At 65.7% G+C, this 20,440-nt stretch carries 21 protein-coding genes; 14 read left to right on the top strand and 7 right to left on the bottom strand.

Annotated elements, in window-relative coordinates:
* Positions 1-29: 29 nt before the first annotated feature.
* The 3 genes from N8888_RS04570 to N8888_RS18800 form a co-directional block, all read right to left on the bottom strand.
* Positions 30-332 (bottom strand): hypothetical protein, encoded by a 303-nt coding sequence (locus N8888_RS04570; RefSeq protein ID WP_065174551.1) that lies wholly within the window; start codon positions 330-332, stop codon positions 30-32.
* A 58-nt stretch (positions 333-390) separates the two neighbouring features.
* Positions 391-633, bottom strand: coding sequence for a hypothetical protein (locus N8888_RS04565; protein WP_263177763.1), 243 nt, complete (start codon positions 631-633; stop codon positions 391-393).
* 347 nt (positions 634-980) lie between these two features.
* A complete protein-coding gene (locus tag N8888_RS18800; RefSeq protein ID WP_430542980.1) occupies positions 981-1,316 on the bottom strand; it encodes an energy transducer TonB family protein in 336 nt (111 codons plus the stop codon).
* Positions 1,317-2,637: 1,321 nt separating this feature from the next.
* Here N8888_RS18800 and N8888_RS04560 point away from each other — a divergent pair.
* The 12 genes from N8888_RS04560 to N8888_RS04505 all read left to right on the top strand — a co-directional run bounded on the left by N8888_RS04560 (position 2,638) and on the right by N8888_RS04505 (position 15,225).
* Positions 2,638-3,177: a GNAT family N-acetyltransferase gene (locus N8888_RS04560; protein ID WP_263177762.1), complete on the top strand. Its 540-nt coding sequence runs from the start codon at positions 2,638-2,640 to the stop codon at positions 3,175-3,177.
* Positions 3,174-3,506, top strand: coding sequence for a non-heme iron oxygenase ferredoxin subunit (locus N8888_RS04555; protein ID WP_053516647.1), 333 nt, complete (start codon positions 3,174-3,176; stop codon positions 3,504-3,506). Before N8888_RS04560 ends, N8888_RS04555 begins: the two co-directional genes overlap by 4 nt.
* A gap of 149 nt (positions 3,507-3,655) precedes the next feature.
* Positions 3,656-4,048 (top strand): hypothetical protein, encoded by a 393-nt coding sequence (locus N8888_RS04550; RefSeq protein WP_263177761.1) that lies wholly within the window; start codon positions 3,656-3,658, stop codon positions 4,046-4,048.
* Positions 4,049-4,190: 142 nt separating this feature from the next.
* Positions 4,191-6,515, top strand: a complete 2,325-nt coding sequence (locus N8888_RS04545) for a catecholate siderophore receptor Fiu (RefSeq protein ID WP_263177759.1) — start codon at positions 4,191-4,193, stop codon at positions 6,513-6,515.
* A 51-nt stretch (positions 6,516-6,566) separates the two neighbouring features.
* Positions 6,567-7,244 (top strand): Fe2+-dependent dioxygenase, encoded by a 678-nt coding sequence (locus N8888_RS04540; RefSeq protein WP_111185999.1) that lies wholly within the window; start codon positions 6,567-6,569, stop codon positions 7,242-7,244.
* A 165-nt stretch (positions 7,245-7,409) separates the two neighbouring features.
* Entirely contained in the window at positions 7,410-7,808 is a 399-nt protein-coding gene (locus tag N8888_RS04535; protein WP_053516642.1) for a hypothetical protein, read from the top strand.
* A gap of 147 nt (positions 7,809-7,955) precedes the next feature.
* The gene (locus tag N8888_RS04530; protein WP_262219182.1) at positions 7,956-10,376 is read left to right on the top strand and encodes a TonB-dependent receptor domain-containing protein; all 2,421 of its coding nucleotides are present in this window, start codon (positions 7,956-7,958) and stop codon (positions 10,374-10,376) included.
* Positions 10,377-10,491: 115 nt separating this feature from the next.
* Positions 10,492-11,130: a PepSY-associated TM helix domain-containing protein gene (locus N8888_RS04525; RefSeq protein ID WP_180875378.1), complete on the top strand. Its 639-nt coding sequence runs from the start codon at positions 10,492-10,494 to the stop codon at positions 11,128-11,130.
* Positions 11,131-11,161: 31 nt separating this feature from the next.
* Complete coding sequence (locus tag N8888_RS04520; protein WP_065174546.1) at positions 11,162-11,680, top strand: DUF2271 domain-containing protein; 519 nt, start codon at positions 11,162-11,164, stop codon at positions 11,678-11,680.
* Positions 11,681-11,796: 116 nt separating this feature from the next.
* Positions 11,797-12,600, top strand: coding sequence for a DUF4198 domain-containing protein (locus N8888_RS04515; protein ID WP_111185997.1), 804 nt, complete (start codon positions 11,797-11,799; stop codon positions 12,598-12,600).
* A 52-nt stretch (positions 12,601-12,652) separates the two neighbouring features.
* The gene (locus N8888_RS04510) at positions 12,653-13,624 is read left to right on the top strand and encodes an FAD:protein FMN transferase (RefSeq protein WP_065182425.1); all 972 of its coding nucleotides are present in this window, start codon (positions 12,653-12,655) and stop codon (positions 13,622-13,624) included.
* Positions 13,621-15,225, top strand: a complete 1,605-nt coding sequence (locus N8888_RS04505; protein ID WP_263177757.1) for a sulfite reductase subunit alpha — start codon at positions 13,621-13,623, stop codon at positions 15,223-15,225. The genes N8888_RS04510 and N8888_RS04505 overlap by 4 nt, the downstream gene beginning before the upstream one ends.
* 54 nt (positions 15,226-15,279) lie before the next feature.
* Here N8888_RS04505 and N8888_RS04500 read toward each other — a convergent pair whose 3' ends face one another.
* The 4 genes from N8888_RS04500 to N8888_RS04485 form a co-directional block, all read right to left on the bottom strand.
* Positions 15,280-15,885: a HutD/Ves family protein gene (locus tag N8888_RS04500; RefSeq protein WP_253118901.1), complete on the bottom strand. Its 606-nt coding sequence runs from the start codon at positions 15,883-15,885 to the stop codon at positions 15,280-15,282.
* 34 nt (positions 15,886-15,919) lie between these two features.
* Complete coding sequence (locus tag N8888_RS04495; protein ID WP_053516633.1) at positions 15,920-16,645, bottom strand: murein L,D-transpeptidase catalytic domain family protein; 726 nt, start codon at positions 16,643-16,645, stop codon at positions 15,920-15,922.
* Between the two features lie 16 nt (positions 16,646-16,661).
* Positions 16,662-17,738 carry a L,D-transpeptidase gene (locus N8888_RS04490; RefSeq protein ID WP_111185995.1) on the bottom strand — a complete coding sequence of 359 codons (1,077 nt, stop codon included), beginning with the start codon at positions 17,736-17,738 and terminating at the stop codon, positions 16,662-16,664.
* Positions 17,739-18,076: 338 nt separating this feature from the next.
* The gene (locus N8888_RS04485) at positions 18,077-18,403 is read right to left on the bottom strand and encodes a ComEA family DNA-binding protein (RefSeq protein ID WP_229765793.1); all 327 of its coding nucleotides are present in this window, start codon (positions 18,401-18,403) and stop codon (positions 18,077-18,079) included.
* A gap of 198 nt (positions 18,404-18,601) precedes the next feature.
* Here N8888_RS04485 and N8888_RS04480 point away from each other — a divergent pair, with 198 nt between their 5' ends.
* Both N8888_RS04480 and N8888_RS04475 read left to right on the top strand, forming a co-directional pair.
* Positions 18,602-20,095, top strand: coding sequence for a M20 family metallopeptidase (locus N8888_RS04480; RefSeq protein ID WP_053516630.1), 1,494 nt, complete (start codon positions 18,602-18,604; stop codon positions 20,093-20,095).
* A gap of 69 nt (positions 20,096-20,164) precedes the next feature.
* Positions 20,165-20,434, top strand: a complete 270-nt coding sequence (locus N8888_RS04475) for a GlsB/YeaQ/YmgE family stress response membrane protein (RefSeq protein WP_065174540.1) — start codon at positions 20,165-20,167, stop codon at positions 20,432-20,434.
* The last annotated feature ends 6 nt before the right edge of the window (positions 20,435-20,440 follow it).

Below are 20,440 nucleotides of genomic sequence, written 5' to 3'. Positions count from 1 at the left end.
CACCATCAGCGGCCTTGAGACCTCGCCTTTCACATGCCAACGAGCATGGATACCCCGGAAGCAATCAAGAAGACGTACGTCATCACGACGCCCCTCAACACCCACCGTTCACCGTGATGGAGCGCCTTCCCTTTGGAAGTGAGGGCAAGCACTGCGATACCACGCAAGCACCCAAGCCACCAATCAACCTTGATGATTCCGGCTGCAGCAAGTACTTCTGGTCGTTCGCGCTCGATTTTCAGCAACATCCTGTGAGCCGCAAATGCGTTTATCCACATGGCACCTAGAATGATGGAAGCCCAAACGGGGTAACTCTCAACAAGGCTTTTCATCGCCCCTCACGTTGACACTGCACTATAAAAATTCTCCAGACACACTCCACCGCTCACATCAATCCGCAACTTCCGCTATACGGCAAACCCCTCCACCCCCATCCGCCTCAACCTTGACATAGAGATTGTTCGTAAAATACACGTCTCCATAGCAAGCCACACGGGCATTATTCTCGTAGTACGTTACAACAAGCGAGGAATCAGCAGCGATCTCCGGTTTTGCAGCCCTGCTTTCACTGGCAGGAATTGTTCCGAGATCAATCGCACCACCGCCGACCTCCAAGCTGATGTCGTGGATCACGTCCCTTCCAACATTCTTTACAACGATCACAGGATCCGACAACCAATCACAACCTTGCAGCCCCAGTGAAATGACCACAGCTGCCAGGCATGAGCGGATTCGACGCACAGTGATGTACAGCCGTCGGTAGCAACATGACCCCAACCGTGCTGCAGCAGCAGTTGGAGTGAATCAGCGAGCTGCCGAAGGCCAAGCAGAAGATGGTGAGCGAGGTTCCGGACTCGCTGTCGGCGCATGCTGGGCGATAATCCACCCGATCTCCGCAATGAGGACAAGGCCCGCAATGTGTGGCCTGGTATTCCATAGGCTGTCAAGGGCCAATCTTGGATCACTTTCCGACTTTCGATTTATGGAGCATCTCTCGACGGATAGTCAAACACCAATGCAAATTCTCCCTCAGAATCGCTTTGAGGCAACTCAAACCTGAACTTCTTCAATGTTTCTCTAGCAGCAACATCGATCGCCCTATTTCTAGAGCTCTTGTCAATGCTGACATTGATCGGCTCCCCACGCTTATCAATCTGGAATCGAATTCTGACACAGGCGGCTTCGTATTCAGACCCCACTGGATCTCTCGACACCCTAAATGACTCCCTGTGCAAAACGAGCGCTTCAGTCTTCTGAACCACTTGTGCCCAGCCACCGGATCTGCAATCGCATCCCACGCCAGTCGCAACAAGCATTAGGAAAGCCGTGGTAATAGGAAACATCTTACTGCCCTCCAAGCAATGGCTCTGGCACGGAAATTCCAGAGTAATGCGTTCTTAGCGGCAATCCCAAATGCCGCTCGCATGGGTTCTCTAAAAATCGTATCGCCCTGTTATCGCGGGAGGGTCATTATCACCTTCGGGCTCAGTCTATCGCCCAACGATCAGGCAATCGGCATTCCTCCCTTGACCTCCGGGAGATCAGAGCCACACACTCGTCGACTGGAAGTCCACAGGTGTCCGCTGACATGACGACACCTTGATGGTTGGTCAAGACGAAATAGATCCTCAGCTTCTCGTTCCCCGCCTGATCAAATGATGGCCTAGCGTCGATCAAATGCACCCTACAGAGTTGAGTTTCCGGCACACTTTCGGAAGCCTCGAAATCGGACTCAAGCAACGCCGCATATCGATTTATCCTCACATTTCCCGGGTCGTTATTTATGACCCTACTCCCCTCCCCCTCCCTTCCATCGCAGGCTGCGAGTCCTGACAGGCAAAGCACGGCCACAAGAATACCGACCAGTCTTCCAAAGCCACCAAGCACAGGGGAATTTCTCACTGGAATCGCTCCCGAGACTTCGCACACCACATTTATGTTCTTTCACAGAATCCGATCATTCTCTCCACAATGACCGAAGCACACTGACCTTCGTCAGCATCACACGTCGAAGCAGCCAAGAAACTTCCGCCACCACCCGTTAGTACGTAGAAAATCCTTCTATCCCTTCGACCGTCCCGGGAGAGCTCGAGCTGCGACACCACCAATTCCGCGTTGACCTCACCCTTTCCAGCGACAGGGCGGGACCGAATGATTTTATCCATCTCAGCATGTATTTTCTGAGATGCAGAACTATCGTGATCCTGATTGGCAACCTTGAGCACACAATCCTGATCCTGCACGCAAGAGGCCAGAAGCGGTAGCGACACTACAGCAGACAGAAAAAATCCAGTATTCATCGAAATCCCTGCTTCAGTCACTTTCCCGGAAGTTGTTCATCAACACGCCTCGCATCAGGTTGTCCTTCAACCCGTCAGAACCCATTGTCGATTCCGAGGCGTCGTATCGTTACCTGGTACCGCATCCTCATCCCTTATAGTGATTCGCGCTCCATTTTGATTCTCCATAATATGATTGGTCGGCACGAGGACAATTGGCGCAATCCGGGCCGCACTGAATCGAAAGGCGTCAAGGCTCCGTTCACGACAGTGCTTCCATCGGCGGTCGAATCCCCGGCTCGCATCGCCAGTGCAGAAGGGCGTGCGGCCTGGCCCACGCCCCACCTAGAATGGCGCCATGAGCACCCTGACCTTCCGCGCCGCTACGTCGGCCGATATCCCCGCCCTCATCTCGCTGGTGACCTCCGCCTACCGGGGTGACGCCAGCCGGGCCGGCTGGACCACCGAAGCCGACCTGCTGGACGGCGCCCGCATCGATGCCGAAGGCATCCAGACCGACCTCGACCGGCCCCGCTCGACCATCCTGCTGGCGGAGCGCGAGGACCGCCTCGTGGCCTGCGCCCACGTCGCCGATGTCGACGGCAAGGGCTACTTCGGCATGTTCTCGGTCGATCCGGCCCAGCAGGGTGGCGGCGTCGGCAAGCAGCTGATGGATGCGGCCGAAGCCCACGCCGCGCGCGAATGGGGCGTGCCGGTGATGCAGATGACCGTGATCGACGTGCGCGACGAACTGATCGCCTTCTATGAGCGCCGTGGCTACCGCCGCACCGGCATCAAGAAGCCGTTCCCCTACGGCGACGAGCGCTTCGGCATTCCCAAGCGCGACGATCTGCGCTTCGAGATCCTGGAAAAGCCGCTGGTGGGAGCCCCCGCATGAGCGACGCGTGGACCTTCGTCTGCGCCGGCAGCGACCTGCTGCCGGGTGAAATGAAGAGCGTGTTCGACGAGGTTACCGGTACGCCGATCGTGGTGTTCAACCTCGACGGCGAGCTGTATGCCCTGGAAGACCAGTGCACGCACGAGGAATTCGAGTTGTCCTCCGGCGAGTTCAACACCACCGAAGGCAGCGTCGAGTGCGTGCTGCACGGTGCCCGCTTCGACGTGCGTGATGGCCGTGCCCTGTGTGCCCCCGCGTACAGCCCGGTCCCCAAGTTCCCGGTCAAGCGCGAGCACGACGCCATCTGGACCCGCGACGACCGAGACTGACCGGGACGACACCCGCCCCCGGGAAGGCCCCTGCAGGCGCGCACAGGGCCGCGAGGAGCCAGACACGGGCCTCCCGCAACACCGAAGATGCGAATCATTATCGTTGCTGTTACTCTACGTAACATCTTCGTAATGCCCACCGCCGCGCCATGGCCTCGCCCGCGCCCATCGCTACGCTCTGCCAGCTTGCCCGCAAGGGCGGGCCGCTGTTGGCTGCGCTGCTGCTGGCACTGCTGCTGGGATGGTCGGCGCTGCATGAAGGGTCGCGCAACTCGCTGGTCACCACGCCGGCGCTGCAGGCGCAGGACAGCCTGCCCGCAGCGCCTTTTGGCACGCCTTCCCGCGAGCAGGCCATGCCGCGGGTGGAAGCCGAGCCCGATGACAGTCGGAGCATCAAGTCCCCGCTGCTGCGGCGGTTGTGTGGCCCGCTTCCGGTGCCGCCACCGGTGCCGGCAACCGCGCCGTCACCCTACCCGGCCCCTGCGCTCCCGTCGCGCTACCACTACCCCCCCGGCCAGGCGCCTCCGTCCCTGCTGAGCTGACGCTCTCCCCGGCCGCGCCCGGGCGTCCGGCGCTTGCCGGACCTCCACCTCCGATCCCGCTTCGAGTCCGCTTCCGATCCTGCCTGCCGCGCCGTCATCCGGCACCGGCGGATCGTTCCTGTCCCGCTACCCACCCAGACCCATGAACCCGATCAAGAGCCGCAAGCACGCCTCCCCACTCCGCAACCTGCCGTTGGCGACCGCCAGCCTGGCCGCCGGCCTCGGCCTGGCCACGCTGCCCGCGCTGGCCCACGCCGAAGCGACCGACAATGCCCGCACGCTGGACAAGATCGACGTGCACGCCACACATGGCTACAAGGCCGACAAGGTCGCCTCGCCGAAGTTCACCCAGCGGCTGCAGGACACCCCGCAGACCATCCAGGTCATCACCAGCGACCTGTTCAACCAGCAGGGCGCCACCACCCTGACCGAAGCGCTGCGCAACAGCCCGGGCGTGGGCACCTTCTATGCCGGCGAGAACGGCAACACCACCACCGGCGATGCGCTGTTCATGCGCGGCTTCGACACCTCCAACAGCCTGTTCGTCGATGGCGTGCGCGACCTCGGCTCGATCTCGCGCGACGTGTTCAACATCGAACAGGTGGAAGTGACCAAGGGGCCGGCAGGGACCGACAATGGTCGCTCGGCGCCGACCGGTGCCATCAACCTGGTGAGCAAGCAGGCGACCCTGCAGGACGCCACGTCGGCCAGCGTTTCGCTGGGCAGTGACCACCAACGCCGGACGACCGGTGACTGGAACCAGTCGCTGGGTGCGACCAGTGCGCTGCGCGTCAACGCGATGTGGCAGGACAGCGACCAGCCCGGACGCGATCACGTGCAGAACAAGCGCTGGGGCCTGGCCCCGTCGCTGGCGTTCGGCCTGGGCACGGCCACCCGCTACTACCTCAACCTGCTGTACGTGAAGCAGGACAACGTCCCCGACGGCGGCGTGCCGACCCTGGGGCTGCCGGGCTGGACGCCGCAGCCGACGCTCGAAGCGCTGGCCGGGCATCCGGTGGATCCGGAGAACTTCTACGGCACCCGTGCCGACCACGACGACGTGACCGCGAAGATGGCCACGTTCCGCTTCGAACATGATTTCAACGACAGCGTGCGCCTGACCAATACCGCGCGTTGGGGCCGCACCGAGCAGGACTACCTGCTCACCGCCTTCATGGGTACCGGCGCGCTCGGCGCCAATGGTCGTCCGACCGGCAACATCGGCTACACCAACCCCGCCGACCGTTCGACCTACACGATCGCGCGCAGCCTGCCGACCTTCAAGGACCAGCGCAACACCATCCTGACCGACCAGTTGAACCTGCGGGCCGACTTCAGCACCGGCGCCATCGGCCATGCCCTGAGCGCAGGCCTGGAGTTCACCCGCGAAGAACTGGACAGCTACGGCCAGGCGGCCACCGGCGGCACCAGCTGGCCTGCCGCGAACCTGTACGACCCGGACTGGAACGTGACCGGGCTGACCTGGGCGCATAACGGCGCCGATGCCCACGGCAAGACCACCACGTCCTCGGCGTATCTGTTCGACACGCTGGCATTCGGCGACAGCTTCCTGCTGACTGCCGGCGTGCGTGCCGACCACTACAAGACCGAGTACGCCAGCGCCTCGGTCTGCGGCGGCCGGAGTGGTCCCGCCTGCGGCAGCAATCCGGCCGGCACCGTGCTGCGCAACCCCACGCTGGAGGCCTCCGACACTCTGTTGAACTGGAAGCTGGGCGCGCTGTACAAGGTGGGCGACACGGTCAGCGTGTATGCCAACTACGCGATCTCGCAGCAGCCCCCGGGCGGTGCCAACTTCCAGCTGAGCAGCTCGACCAGCAGCGCCGACAACCCCAAGCTGGACCCGCAGAAGGCCAAGACCTTCGAGGTCGGCAGCAAGTGGGCATTCCTGGAGGATGCACTGGCCGTCAACCTGGCGTTGTTCCAGACCGACGTCGACAACGAGATCAATACCACCGTGCTCGACGAGGCCGGCAACCCGACCCAGACCGGCAGCAAGCGCGTGAAGGGCGTGGAGCTGTCCGCCGTGGGCCGCCTGACCGACAACTGGTCGGTGTCGGCCGGTTTCAGCCACCTCGACACCGAAGTGAAGGAAGGCGCCAAGGTCGCTGCCGACGGCACCACCAACCTGACGTACACGCCGGACGATACGTTCACCGGCTGGACCAGCTACACGCTGGCCCACGGCATCACCGTCGGGGGTGGCGTGCGCTACGCCGCCGGCATGCATCGTGGCACCGACGGTGCTGTCGGCACGCCGTCATTCACCAAGTCCTATGTGGTGTACGACGCCGTGGTGTCGTGGGCGGTCAACGAGAACATCTCGCTGCGCTTGAACGGCTACAACCTGTTCGACAAGGCCTACGTGGCCAGCATCAACAAGAGCGGCTACCGTTACACCCCGGGTGCCCCGCGCACCTTCCTGCTCAGCGCGGACATCCGCTTCTGATGTCCTGGCGCGGGGGAGCCCGGCTCCCCCGCGCAACGACGAGGCAACACCATGCTGCTGCACATTCCCAACGTGCTCACCGCTGATGAAGTGGCACAGGTCCGCCAGCAACTGGACACCGCCGACTGGACCGATGGCCGCGAGACCGTGGGTGCCCAGGGTGCGCAGGTGAAGCACAACGAACAGCTGCCGGACGCGTCACCAGTGAAAGCCGAGCTGGGTGCCGGCGTGCTCGCCGCACTGCGGCGCAGCCCGCTGTTCTTCGCTGCGGCACTGCCGTTGAAGATCCTCCCCCCACGCTTCAACCGCTACCGCGGCGGCGGCACCTACGGCTTCCACGTCGATGGCGCAGTGATGAACCTGGGCAACGGCGAGCAGCTGCGCTCGGACATCTCCTGCACCCTGTTCCTGTCGGCGCCGGACGAGTACGACGGCGGCGAGCTGATCATCAGCGACACCTACGGCGAGCACGAGGTGAGGCTGCCAGCCGGCGACCTGATCGTCTATCCCTCCAGCAGCCTGCACCAGGTCAATCCTGTTACCCGGGGCGCACGCGTGGCGTCGTTCTTCTGGGTGCAGAGCATGATCCGCGACGATGTACAGCGTCGCCTGCTGTGGGAAATGGACACGTCCATCGAGCGCCTGCGACAGACCGGAGGCGACGCTGATGCGGTGCTGCAGCTGACCGGCGTGTATCACAACCTGCTGCGACGCTGGAGCGAGGTCTGAGCCACTCCAGTCCGCGCCCCTACATTTTAGCAATCATTCTCATTTGCATCCGCTAACAGCTCTCATTACAATCACGCCCCGTTGATGCTGGCCGTTGCCGGCAAACCATCTGGGGACCCCCGCTTGCTGCGCCCGCTCCGCCCTCGCCCACTCATCCATCGCAAGATGGGCACCGCCATGCGCGGCCAGCGTCCCGCGCTGGCCAGCCTGCTGGCATGGGTGGCGATGCTGGCGTTGCTGCTGGGCACTCTGCCGCTGCTGCCGCACCCGGCCACAGCGATGACCTTGCAGATGCCGCTGGAAGAACGTGGCGGCGAAGGCCCGTTGCAGGAAGAAGCCCCGGCCAAGCTGCGCCGCTGTGCCTCCGCCCCGGTAAAAGCGGCCGAGAAGGCGCCGCCGCTGCTGCTGGCCAGCCAGTGGCTGCGTACCGAACTTGAACTCGTACCCGCCACGCCGGCCATGCCCGGTGTGCGCCCGGACTGGCCGCTGGCCGCTCCGGACACGCCCTGGGCCGACGCGCCCGGGCGTCGCCAGCAACGCGGCCAGGCGCCGCCGCTCGCCTGATCCACGGCCCGACGTGACCGCCTGCGCGGTCGCGTCCACACGCCGCTGCCTGCTTCATCCCTGCCGCCCCTGACCGGGCTTTCCCTGCCTGCCGTGCGCGCTCCGCGCCCGGCATCGCACCTCTCTGCATCTTTCGAGGTATCTGCCATGGCCCAGCGCCATCGTGTCCGTTCGTCCCTGTCCCGCCCCCTGCTGACCAGCGCCGTGCTGGCAGCGATGGCGGCCCCTGCTTTCGCCCATGCAGAGATCGCCGGTGCGCCGCAGACCCTGGACAAGGTCGTCGTCACCGCCTCCGGCTTCGAACAGAAGATCACCGATGCCCCGGCCAGCATCAGCGTGGTCAGCCGCGAGGAACTGAGCAAGCGCCCCTACACCAGCCTGGTCGATGCGCTGCGCGATGTGGAAGGCATCGACGTCGGCCTGGAAGCCACCGACAAGAATGGCCGCGCCACCGTCTCCATGCGTGGCCTGCCCTCGGAATACACCCTGGTACTGATCGACGGCCGCCGCCAGAGCAACGTCGGCCAGCTGTATCCCAACAACTTCGGTGGCGGACAGTTCTCCTACCTGCCGCCGCTGGATGCGATCGAGCGCATCGAAGTGGTGCGCGGCCCGATGTCCACGCTGTACGGCTCGGATGCGATGGGCGGTGTCATCAACATCATCACCCGCCGCAACCAGGACAGCTGGCACGGCGCGCTGACCCAGGGCTTCACCGTGCAGCAGGACGACCAGTTCGGCGATGCCCGCAGCACCGACGTGTACCTGAGTGGTCCGCTGCTGAAGGACCGCCTGGGCCTGTCCGTGCGCGGCAGCTACTACGATGCGAAGGCGTCCAATCCGGAATGGGATGCGCTGCCGTTGCCCGATGGCACCCTGTGGGAACGCAGCATCGGCTTCGGAGGTGGCGGCAAGTCGGTGGCCAACACCAACTGGAACACGGGCGTGCGCCTGAACGTCCACGTCAATGACGACCACGAACTGTGGCTGGACTACGACGTGTCGCGGCAGAAGTACGACAACAGCGAGGGCCAGACCGGCACGCTCGACAGCCTGGCCAGCCTGTGGCGCGTCGGCAATGCGGTCATCCCCGATCCGGATGGCGGCGGCACCATCACCCGCCGCGTGGTGCAGCCGCGCGTGGGCTACACCGCCTACCAGCGCTATGAGCGTGACCAGGTATCGCTGACCCATCAGGGCCGCTACAGCTTCGGCACCTGGCAGACCTCGCTGACCCACAGCAAGAGCAGCAACCTCGGCCGTTCGCTGCCACTGACCCTGGACGAGCGCGCCAACCTGCAGACGCTGTGGAATGACGTCTGCCGCCGCACCGGCGCCGCCAACAACTGTGCGGCCGGTCGTGGCAATGCACTGTCGGCCCTCGACCCGAGCGAGATGGCGCGCCTGCAGGCGTTCTTGCCACGTCCGCTGCGCACGATGGAGCTTGAGGGTTACGTGCTCGACACGATGCTCGACCTCGATTTCGGCGCGCACAAGCTGACCGTTGGCGGACAGTACAACGACACCGACATGGTCGACGGGGTGTTCGGCATGGATGGCGCCGGCTACCGCAGCAACACCCGGCAGAAGCACCGCATGTGGGCCCTGTTCGCGGAGGACAACTGGGCACTGACCGATACCCTCACGGCGACCTTCGGCCTGCGCTACGACGACCACAACGTGTTCGGCAGCCATGTCAGCCCGCGCGGCTACCTGGTGTGGAATGCGAGCGACGCATGGACCTTCAAGGGCGGTGTCAGCACCGGCTACAAGACCCCGCGCCCGGACCAGCTGTTCCCGGGCATCACCGGCTTCGGTGGGCAGGGCGTGCTGCCGCTGGTGGGTTCGCCGAACCTCAAGCCGGAAACCAGCACCAACTACGAGCTGGCTGCCTACTACGAAGGCCAGCGCTGGGGCTTCAACGTCACCGGCTTCTTCAACCGGTTCGAAGACAAGATCGCCAGCGGCGGCACCTTCCCGAACTGCGAAGTGGCTCCGGCCGGCAGCGGCTACTGCGTGGACATCGGGCCGGGCTGGGCCTCGCTGGGCTACAGCACCTTCACCCAGAGCGTGAACATCGACAAGGCCGAAACCCGTGGCGCCGAACTGGCCGCGCACGTCGATCTGCTGGAAACCCTGCAGCTGCGGGGCAACTACACCTGGACCCGCAGCGAACAGACCAGTGGCCCGCAGAAGGGACTGCCGATCAGTGGCACCATGCCGGCCCGGCATATGGCCAACGCCAGCCTCAACTGGCAGGTCAGCGACGCGGTCAGTCTGTCGCTGATCGGCGAAGGCCGCTACGACCGCTACCGCGATACGATCCTCGATGCGGCCGGCAACAGCCACGACCGCGTCTACGAGGACTACACGATCTTCCACCTCGGCGGCAGCTGGAAGGCCAACGCATGGCTGACCGTCAACGCACGCGTCAACAACCTGCTCGACAAGGACTTCGTCTCGCAGTCGTGCCTGCTGATCAGCCAGAGCGAGTTCAGCTGCGTGGACGATTACGCGACCAAGGACCAGCGCCGCAGCTACTGGATCTCGCTCAACGCGAAGTTCTGAGGCGACCCTGCCCGGTGCCGGCCTTGGCCGGTACCGGGATACAGAACGATACGCAATTGCGAGCTATTCTCATCAATGATGTAATGCGCAGTCCGCATCCGTCCTGAATCCCGTCGTGAGCCGTTCCGCTCCCTCCAACGTGCAACAGCAACAGAGCCGCGGCTTCTGGCTGCGGACGCTGCACCAGTGGCACTGGATCAGCTCGGCGGTGTGCCTGATCGGCATGCTGCTGTTCGCGGTGACCGGGTTGACCCTCAACCATGCAGCGAAGATCGAGGCCAAGCCCGAGGTGCAGAACCAGCAGCTGCAACTGCCGGCCGATCTGCTCGGCCAGCTCGGCACGCGCGAGGACGGCCACGCGCCGATCCCCCGCCCGGCCCGGCAATGGCTGGATACGCAGCTGGGCATCGCCATCGGCGGTCGCCCGGCCGAGTGGTCGGCCGAGGAGATCTACTTGTCGTTGCCGCGACCCGGCGGCGACGCCTGGCTCAGCATCGATCGCGAAACCGGCGCGGTGGAATACGAATCAACCTCCCGCGGCGTGGTGTCCTACCTCAACGACCTGCACAAGGGGCGCAACGCGGGCCCGGCGTGGGGCTGGTTCCTGGACCTGTTCGCCGTGGCCTGCCTGGTGTTCTGCATCACCGGCCTGTTCCTGCTGCACCTGCATGCACGGCAGCGGCGCATGACCTGGCCGCTGGTCGGCCTCGGCCTGATGATCCCGCTGTTGATCGCCCTGCTGCTGATCCACTGAACCATCGAATCCCCTTCACCGGAGCCGCCCCATGCGCGTCACCCTGACCATCGCCCTCAGCGGCCTGCTGGCCACCTCGCCGGCCTATGCCGCCACGCTCGACATCAACGTCGAGGTGCCCAAGCTCAATGTCGCCGAGTATCACCGTCCCTACGTAGCGGTGTGGCTGGAAGGCGCCGACCAGAAAGTCGCGGCCAACCTGTCGGTCTGGTACCAGCAGACCAGCAACAACGAAGGCCATGGCACCAAGTGGCTGCCCGACCTGCGCCAGTGGTGGCGCAAGAGCGGCCGCACCCTGCAGGTGCCGGTGGACGGCGTGACCGGCCCAACCCGCCCGGCCGGCAAGCACGCGCTGTCGTTCAACGACAAGCAGCCGGCGCTGAAGCAGCTGGCCCCGGGCAACTACACCCTGGTGGTGGAAGCGGTGCGCGAAGTCGGTGGCCGCGAACTGCTGAAGATCCCCTTCACCTGGCCGGCCACCGCCGCACAGAACGGCAAGGCGCAGGGCGCCACCGAACTGGGCCAGGTGACCCTCGCCATCAAACCGTAACCGCCTGAGCCGGGGTCAGAGCCCTTTCCGTTGGAAGGGGATTTGACTCCGGGGTCGGATCCCTTCCGCAGGAAGGGCTCTGACCCCACCCATCCAACGTCCCTGGAGTCTTCCGCATGAAGCGCACGCTCGTCCTCGCCGCCGCTCTGGCCGCTGCCCTTCCCTTTTCCGCACTCGCCCACAAGGCCTGGCTGCTGCCTTCGCAGACCGTGATCGCCGGCAATGCGCCGTGGATCACTGTTGATGGTGCGGTCTCCAACGACCTGTTCTACTTCAACCACGTGCCGCTGCGCCTGGAATCGCTGGTGATCACCGCGCCGGACGGCAGCACCGTGCAGCCGCAGAACGCCTCGACCGGCAAGTACCGCAGCGTGTTCGATCTGGAGCTGAAGCAGCAGGGCACTTACCGCATCGCTTCGGTCAATGACGGCCTGTTCGCCACCTACGAACAGAACGGCGAGCGCAAGCGCTGGCGCGGTACCGCCGCCACCTTCGGCGAACTGCCCAAGGACGCGGAGAAGCTGGAAGTGAGCCAGTCGGTCGGCCGCGTGGAGACGTTCGTGACCAATGGCGCGCCGAACGATACCGCACTGAAGCCGACCAACCGCGGCATCGAGCTGGTTGCGGTCGGTCACCCGAACGACCTGTTCGCCGGCGAGGAAGCCACTTTCCGCGTGCTGGTCGACGGCAAGCCGACGGCTGGCCTTGCCTTCGAGATCGTGCGCGGCGCCACCCGCTACCGCAACGCGCAGGACGAACTGAAGGTGACCAGCGACGCCAAGGGCGAAATCAAGGTGACCTGGCCGGAAGCCGGCATGTACTGGCTGGAAACCGGCACTGAAGACAACAAGACCTCGGTGAAGCAGGCCGCCAAGCGTCGCCTGAGCTACGTGGCCACGCTGGAAGTGCTGCCGCAGTAATGGGGACCGCGATGCCGGGCACGCCCCGGCATCGCAGCCGCCACGCCCCGTCATGACCGATTCCCTGCTCGACATCGCCCGCCTCGGCGGCACCACCATGGGCACCACCTGGAGCGTGTCGCTGGTCGCGCCGCGCCAGCGCGACCTGCACCCGCTGCACGCCGGCATCCAGGCGCGCCTGGATGATGTGGTCGCGCAGATGAGTACGTGGGACGCCGGCTCGGACCTCAGCCGCTACAACAGCGCCGATGCAGGCCAGTGGTGCACCCTGCCTGCCGAAACCCGTCACGTCCTGTCCTGCGCGCAGTCCATCGCCGCCGCCAGCGACGGTGCGTTCGATCCCACCATCGGCCCGCTGGTGGCACTGTGGGGTTTCGGTGCACATGCCGGCGAACGCCGCCAACCCGATGCCGCCGCCGTGCAGGCCACGCGCGAGCGCTGCGGTTGGCAGCGGTTGCAATGGCGCGGCGATGCGCTGCTGCAACCCGGCGGACTGGAACTGGATCTCTCTGCGATCGCCAAGGGGTTCGGCGTCGATCACGTGGCCGCGTGGCTGCGCGATCAGGGCATCGCTGCTGCACTGATCGAGGTCGGTGGCGAACTGGCCGGCTACGGCCGCAAGCCCGATGGCCAACGGTGGCGCGTGCTGGTGGAATCGGCGCCGGAAGAAGACGCGCACGCCAAAACACCACCGCGGGTGCTGGCGCTGGACGGCAAGGCGGTCGCTACCTCCGGCGATCGCTGGCATCACTATCAGGCCGATGGCGAGGCCTACAGCCACAGCCTCGACCCGCGCACCGGCAGGCCGGTACGCCAGGTTGCAGCGGCGGTGACGGTGGTCGCCGACGACGCGATGCATGCTGATGCCTGGGCCACCGCACTCACCGTACTCGGCCGCGAGCACGGCATGGCGCTGGCCGAACGCGAAGGACTGGCCGCACGCTACCTGCATCGCGCAGCGGATGGCCCGCACGAGTTTCTCAGCAGCGCCTTCCAGCGCCTGCTCGACGAGCGGGACGCATGAGCGCACGGCCGTCGCGCGCGCTGCTCGGCAACGCGCTTGTACTGATCCTGCTGGCGCTGATCGGCTGGGCGCTGCTGCGACTGCATCTCGGCGAAGCCTGGTGGCAGGGCGCACCGCCGGCGCGGCAATCGCAGATCGCCATCATCTCCACCGCGCTCTATGCACTGGTCTGCACCGCACTGTGGTGGCGTGGGCGACCGCGCGACGATGCTGCCTCTGGCGACGTCGCGCCGATCCTGCTGGTCTGGTCCAGCCAGACCGGCTTCGCCCGCGAACTGGCCGAACGCAGTGCCGAGGCATTGCGTGGTGCCGGCGTGCCGGTGCGTGTGCGCGGTCTGCATGAGGTCGACGCCACCTTGCTGGCCGGCAGCCAGCGTGCACTGTTCATCGCCAGTACCACCGGCGAAGGCGACCCGCCCGATCATGCAGTGCCCTTCCTGCGCCATGTGATGGCCCTGCCGTCATCGCTGCAGCATCTTTCGTACGGCGTTCTCGCCCTGGGTGATCGCAGCTACGGTCACTTCTGCGCCTTCGGTCACCAGCTCGACGACTGGCTGCGCCAGCACGGCGCACATGCCCTGTTCGACGCCATCGAGGTCGACAACGCCGATCCCGCTGCACTGCGGCACTGGCAGCAACTGCTCGGACAACTTGCCGGTGGGGCCAGCGAACTGCCCGACTGGAGCCCGGCCGAATATCAGCCGTGGACGCTGCTGCAACGCCGGCACCTCAATCCCGGCAGCCAGGGCGGACCGGTGTACTGGCTGCGCCTGCAGGCGCCTGCCATCGACGGCGTGCGCTGGCAGGCCGGCGACATTGCCGAGATCGGCCCGCAGCACGCGCGGCACAGCGCGCGGGCCTGGCTGGAATCACAGGGTTTCGATCCGCAGACGGTGCTCGAGGACGGCCAGACGCTGCTGGCCCGTGTCGAACGCTCGCACCTGCCCTCACTGGTGCCACCGGGTGATCTGCCCGCCCTGCTGGCGGCCCTGCAGCCGCTGCCGCATCGTGAGTACTCCATCGCTTCGGTGATGGACGATGGTGCGGTGGAACTGCTGGTGCGCCGGCAGCTGCGTGCCGATGGCACGCCCGGCATCGGCAGTGCCTGGCTGTGCGACCACGCCGTCATCGGCGAGCCGGTACAACTGCGCCTGCGCCGCAACGACAACTTCCACGGTGCCGCCGTTGCGGCGCCGCTGCTGCTGATCGGCAATGGCACGGGCATCGCCGGCCTGCGTGCACACCTGCATGAGCGCGCGGCCGTCGGCGCGCACCGCACCTGGCTGCTGTTCGGCGAGCGCTCGGCCGCGCACGACTTCCATTTCGGTGACGAACTGCGGGCGATGCTGGCGGCCGGCACGCTGCAGCGTCTGGATACGGTGTTCAGCCGTGACGGCGGCAGCCACCGCTACGTGCAGGACCGCCTGCTGGCGGAGGCGGCAACGCTGCGGCAATGGGTCGATGAAGGTGCCACGATCCTGGTCTGCGGCAGCCTGCAGGGCATGGCGCCAGCCGTGGATGCGGTCATCGAGCAGGTGCTGGGTACCGACGGCAAGGAGGCACTGCTGCTGGCCGGCCGTTACCGCCGTGATGTGTATTAGCCCAGGCAGCGCCCAGCGCATGCGCGGATGATGCCCATCGGCGCATGCGAATCATCAGTCCGCGGCGCTCACCCGTATCGCCAGCAGCTCGCCACTGCCCTGCAGCGCATGCCGCTGGCGCTCGCCGGCCGCCAGCCATGCAGTGTCGCCTGCCTGCATCGGCGGCAAGCCACTGTCCTCGGCAAAGCCGGCCTCACCCGCCAGCAGGTGCAGCGCCCAGGCCACGCCTGGCTCGCAGAAGAAGAACATCGACCCCACCAGCGGCCGGTGCAGCAGCTCGGCGTGCAACTGCCCGCGCTTCCACATCAGGTTGAAATCATGGGTGGTGCCATCGACCAGTTCGCCGTGCAGTGCCTCCTCGCCGGCAAAGCGCACGCGACCATGCGGCGGCAGCACCTCCGCCACCCGGCCATCGGCGAAGCGCAGGCGCACACCGTTGCCCTGCAGCAGTACCAGTTCGCGCTCCACGCCCGGAAATGCGGAGAACGCGGCATCCTGCTCGATCTCCGCCACGGACAGGCGCAGGGCCCAGTCGTCCCCGTGCGCCGGCAGCCGCAGGATTTCGCGGGTCCAGCCCAGGCCATTGCGCCAGCGTTCGCGGCGGTAATCCAGGCGGGCAATCACCTGGCTCGGAGTCTTCAGCAGCGCATCGATATCCATGCCTGCATTGCACCACGCCACGTGCAATCGCGCATCAGCGCGTGGCGACCGTACCCTGCGCGCCGCACTGGCCACCCAGCAGCTGCGAATGCTTCAGCCAGTCCTGGTCGGGGTAATAGGCGAACACCATCGTGCCACCACGCAACGCGTCGATCAGCGGCCTGGCCACCGACAGCCGCACCGCCGGACACCCCAGGCTGCGGCCCAGCCGACCCTGCAGCTGGGCGGTCGCCGGATTCACGTAGGGGGCGCCATGGATGACGATCGCACGCTCGCGCGCGCGGTCGTTGAAGCCCGGTTCCAGCCCGGCCAGCCGCAATGAGTAGCCGTTGCCGCCCATGTAGGTTTCCTGCGCGGTGAACACACCGAGGCTGGACATGTAACTGCCGTCGCGATTGGAAAAATGCTCGGTCCGGTTCTCACCACTGTTGCGGCCGTGCGCCACCCATTCCTCGAACAACAGCCGCTGGTGCGCCAGGTCGAACACCCACAGGCGCGGCTCGGTGGAGGGCCGCGAATAGTCGATCACGCTCAGGCGTTCGCCGCTGATGCCCAGCTCCGGTCGCAACAGGGCGCAGCGCATGGCCTGCGCCGCCAGCTGCAGCACATGGCGATCGGCCTTCGGCGCGGTACGTGCCAGCAGGGCGGCCAGATCCTCGGCACGGGTCGCGATGGCGGGCGTCTGCGCCAACGCGGGTGCGCTGGCCGAGGTTGCAAGCAGGCCAAGCGTGGCCAGCCGGCACAGGCGGGATGCGGTCATGGACGGGACACAGGACTCAGTTGCCTGTGAGAGTGGACCCTGCCGGCTCGGATTCCAAGACCGGCTGCAGGCCGGATTCAGCCGGGCTTGGGCGCACGGCGGGCAGCGAGGTCACCAGCAGCGTCGTGCCCGGCACCAGCACCTGGTACAGCTGCCGGGCGAAATCGGCCGGCAGCGCCAATGGCAGCGACGGCGTGGCCAACAGGTCCGGGGTCGCCTGCGCACGGTCCTGGCCCAGCAACGGATAGGCCGTCCATTGATGCAAGCGCTGCTTCGCATCGAGCGGGCTGGGAACATCGCTGTAGCCCTGCCCCATCACGAACAGCGTGGTGCCCTGGAAGGCTGGCAGCGCGTCGGCTTTGAGCGGCGATTCGCCAATCATCACGCCGTCGCGCAGGACGTACAGCCGCTGGTCGTGCAGGCTGACCAGGATGCCGACCTGCCCGGCCGGCGCCGCGCTGTCGTTCCACCAGGCCGCCGCCACACTGCCGTCGCCGGTCTCGGGCAGGGCCTCGCCGCGCGCGTTGACCGGCGCCAGTACGGCGGGATAGGCCAACGTCATCGGCGCGCTCTTGGCATCGGCCACCACTACCGTATCGCCGCGCCGGGTCTCGCTGAACAGCTTCTGCGCGAATGCCTGCGGCAGCCGTACGCAGCCGTGCGAGGCCGGATGCCCCGGCAGGCTGCCGCCATGCAGGGCGATGCCGTCCCAGGTCAGCCGCTGCATGTACGGCATCGGTGCGCTGTTATAGAGGTTGGAGCGGTGGTCCTTGTCCTTCTGCAGGATCGTGAACACCCCGGTCGGCGTCTCGTGTCCCGCCTTGCCCGAACTGATCGTGGTCAGCCCGATGGCGATCCCGTTGCGATACACGTAGGCGCGCTGCTCGTCCAGACTGACGACCAGCACGATCGGGCCGGCCGGGGAAATCTCCGGATGCCAGAGGAATTCGCCCGGCTTGAGATCAGTAGGCCCGCGTTCGGCGGCCACCGGCCCGGACGGGTCGGTCGAGTGCGAAGACGGCGGCCCGGCCTGCACGGTCAGCGGCAGTGCCAGGACAAGGGAGAGCATCAGGGACGGACGGTGCAGACGCATCCAGCGGAGGTTCCATTCCATGCGAAGCGGTCACCGTACACCATCGCGCCGTAGCGAACGCGCCAAAAGAGAATGCCCGGCGACACAACCCTGTGTCGTACCGGGCAATCGTCACGTCCTTGTCGGCCTGCTGCCTCCCCCGCGCGTCCTGCGAAGTGGGGGTGGCGTTGCATCCTGCACGCGGCCGCGTCTGTCCTGCTTGTATCTCAGCCCCTTCCACAGGTCTGTGATGCCACCGTCCTGGTGATTGGTGCCGCATCCTGCGACGGTCGGTGAACACAGCCTCCCTGGCGGTGCCCGGTGGACCGGCCTCCTGCGGGTCCCGACGATTCCTGTTGTCAACGCCTTGGTACGGTCCGCACCGGTACCGATCCGGGTACCGGATCCGCGGGCAACAGCCTGTCGCCTACGGTGATCCGCTGTCGATTCCGTTCGACGATCACTGTCCCTATCCCCTTCACCTGCGTCAGATCCTCGACGCGCTTGAAGGGCCCGTGTCTGCGCCGGTGCTCGACGATCGCCGCAGCCTTCCTGGCTCCGACCATCGTCAATCCCTGCTGCAGCGCCTGGACATCGGCCCGGTTGATGTCGATCGGTTCGGCGGCATGCGCCCCTGCGATCCCCATTGCCAGTACCAGTGCCCTCAACACGACTAACCAAGGCACGACGTATAACTCCTTGTGGTTCTGGCCGCCCCGACCGGCAATCCCGTCGGTAGGAACAGTGTCCGTCACCACATACACACAGACTATCGGTTTCGTGGATTTCTAAAAGCCAGCCAAATACCCGACGTGATGTAGGAAAAACCCTACCCCCGGCGCAGGCGTAGAATGGCTGGATCAGCCATGCAACCGGAGTTTCAGATGGACAGCGCCAAGCTCGGCCAATTCGTGAATGACAAGTGGGACAGCGAAATCGTCCCGCAGTTGGTCGACTACATCCGCATTCCCAACAAGTCGCCGATGTTCGACGCCAATTGGGTGCAGAACGGCTACATGGAACAGGCGGTCACCCTGATGGAGACCTGGGCCAAGGCACAGGAGCTGCCGGGCCTGAAGGTCGAAGTGGTCCGCCTGGAAGGCCGTACCCCGCTGATTCTTCTGGAAATTCCCGCCACCGGCAGTGAAACCGGCGACGACACCATCCTGCTCTACGGGCACCTGGACAAGCAGCCGGAAATGACCGGCTGGGACGACGACCTGGGCCCGTGGACCCCGGTCCTGCGTGGCGACAAGCTCTATGGCCGCGGCGGCGCCGACGATGGCTACGCGATCTTCGGTTCGCTGGCCGCCGTGCTGGCCCTGCAGGCCCAGGGCCTGCCGCACGCGCGCTGCGTGGTCCTGATCGAAGCCTGTGAAGAGTCCGGCAGTTACGACCTGCCCGCCTACGTGGACCATCTGGCCGACCGCATCGGCAAGCCGTCGCTGGTGGTCTGCCTGGATTCGGGCTGCGCCAACTACGACCAGCTGTGGTGCACCACGTCGCTGCGCGGCCTCACCGGGGGCAACTTCACCGTCAAGGTGCTCAACGAAGGCGTGCATTCCGGCGATGCCTCCGGCGTGGTGCCGTCCAGCTTCCGCCTGCTGCGCCAGCTGCTGTCGCGCATCGAGGACCAGGACACCGGCCGCATCCTGATCGACGGCATGAACGTGGAAATCCCGGCCGAGCGCCAGGAACAGGCCAAGCGTGCCGCCGAAGTGGTCGATACGGCCATCTTCGAGAAGTTCCCGCTGGTCGATGGCCTGCGCCCGATGAACGAAGACCTCACCGAGCTGGTGCTCAACCGCACCTGGCGCCCGGCGTTGTCGGTCACCGGAATCGGCGGCATGCCGCCGCTGGAATCGGCCGGCAACGTGCTGCGCCCGCAGACCTCGGTGAAGCTGTCGCTGCGCCTGCCGCCCACCGCCGATGGCAAGACCTGCGGCGAGCTGCTGAAAGAAGCGCTGCTGCGCGATCCTCCGAACGGCGCGCAGGTCACCCTGGATCTGGAAAAGGCCTCCACCGGCTGGAATGCCCCGGCCATGGCGCCGTGGCTGACCAAGGCCATCGACGAAGCCAGCCAGACCTTCTTCGGCAAGCCGGCGATGTACATGGGCGAAGGCGGCTCGATTCCGTTCATGGGCATGCTGGGCGAGAAGTTCCCCGGTGCCCAGTTCATGATCACCGGCGTGCTTGGCCCGCACTCGAACGCGCATGGCCCGAACGAGTTCCTGCACATTCCGATGGGCAAGAAGGTCACCGCCTGCGTGTCCAAGGTGATCAGCGAGCACTACGCCGCCAGCCTGCGTGGCGAGACCAGTGGTTCGCCGGTGGCCGCCGACAGCGGCACGCGCCATGGCGACCACGGCTGCTGCTGATCCGGCACACCGTGACGGACGCAGCCCGGCCTTGCTAGGCTGCGTTCTTCTCAAGCGGAACGCACACGCATGAATGGTCTGTTCGGCAGCAGCAGCTGGCTGTACATCCTGCTGGTCGGCTTCTTCGTCGGCCTGCTCGGGCGCTTCGTCATGCCGGGCAACAACCGCATGGGCTGCCTGCTGACCATCGTGCTGGGCATCCTCGGTGCCCTGCTGGCCGGCTGGTTTGGTCAGTACATGGGCTGGTACGCCCCAGGCGAACCGGCTGGATTCCTCGGTGCCGTGGTCGGCGCGGTGGCCGTGCTGGCGATCCTGCGCCTGTTCAGCGGTCGCCGCTGAAACGGC

Source organism: Stenotrophomonas maltophilia, from assembly GCF_025642255.1.
Taxonomy (GTDB): Bacteria; Pseudomonadota; Gammaproteobacteria; order Xanthomonadales; family Xanthomonadaceae; genus Stenotrophomonas; species Stenotrophomonas maltophilia_P.
The sequence above is the reverse complement of the archived record's forward strand: the minus strand, read 5'-3'. Positions and strand labels throughout refer to the sequence as shown.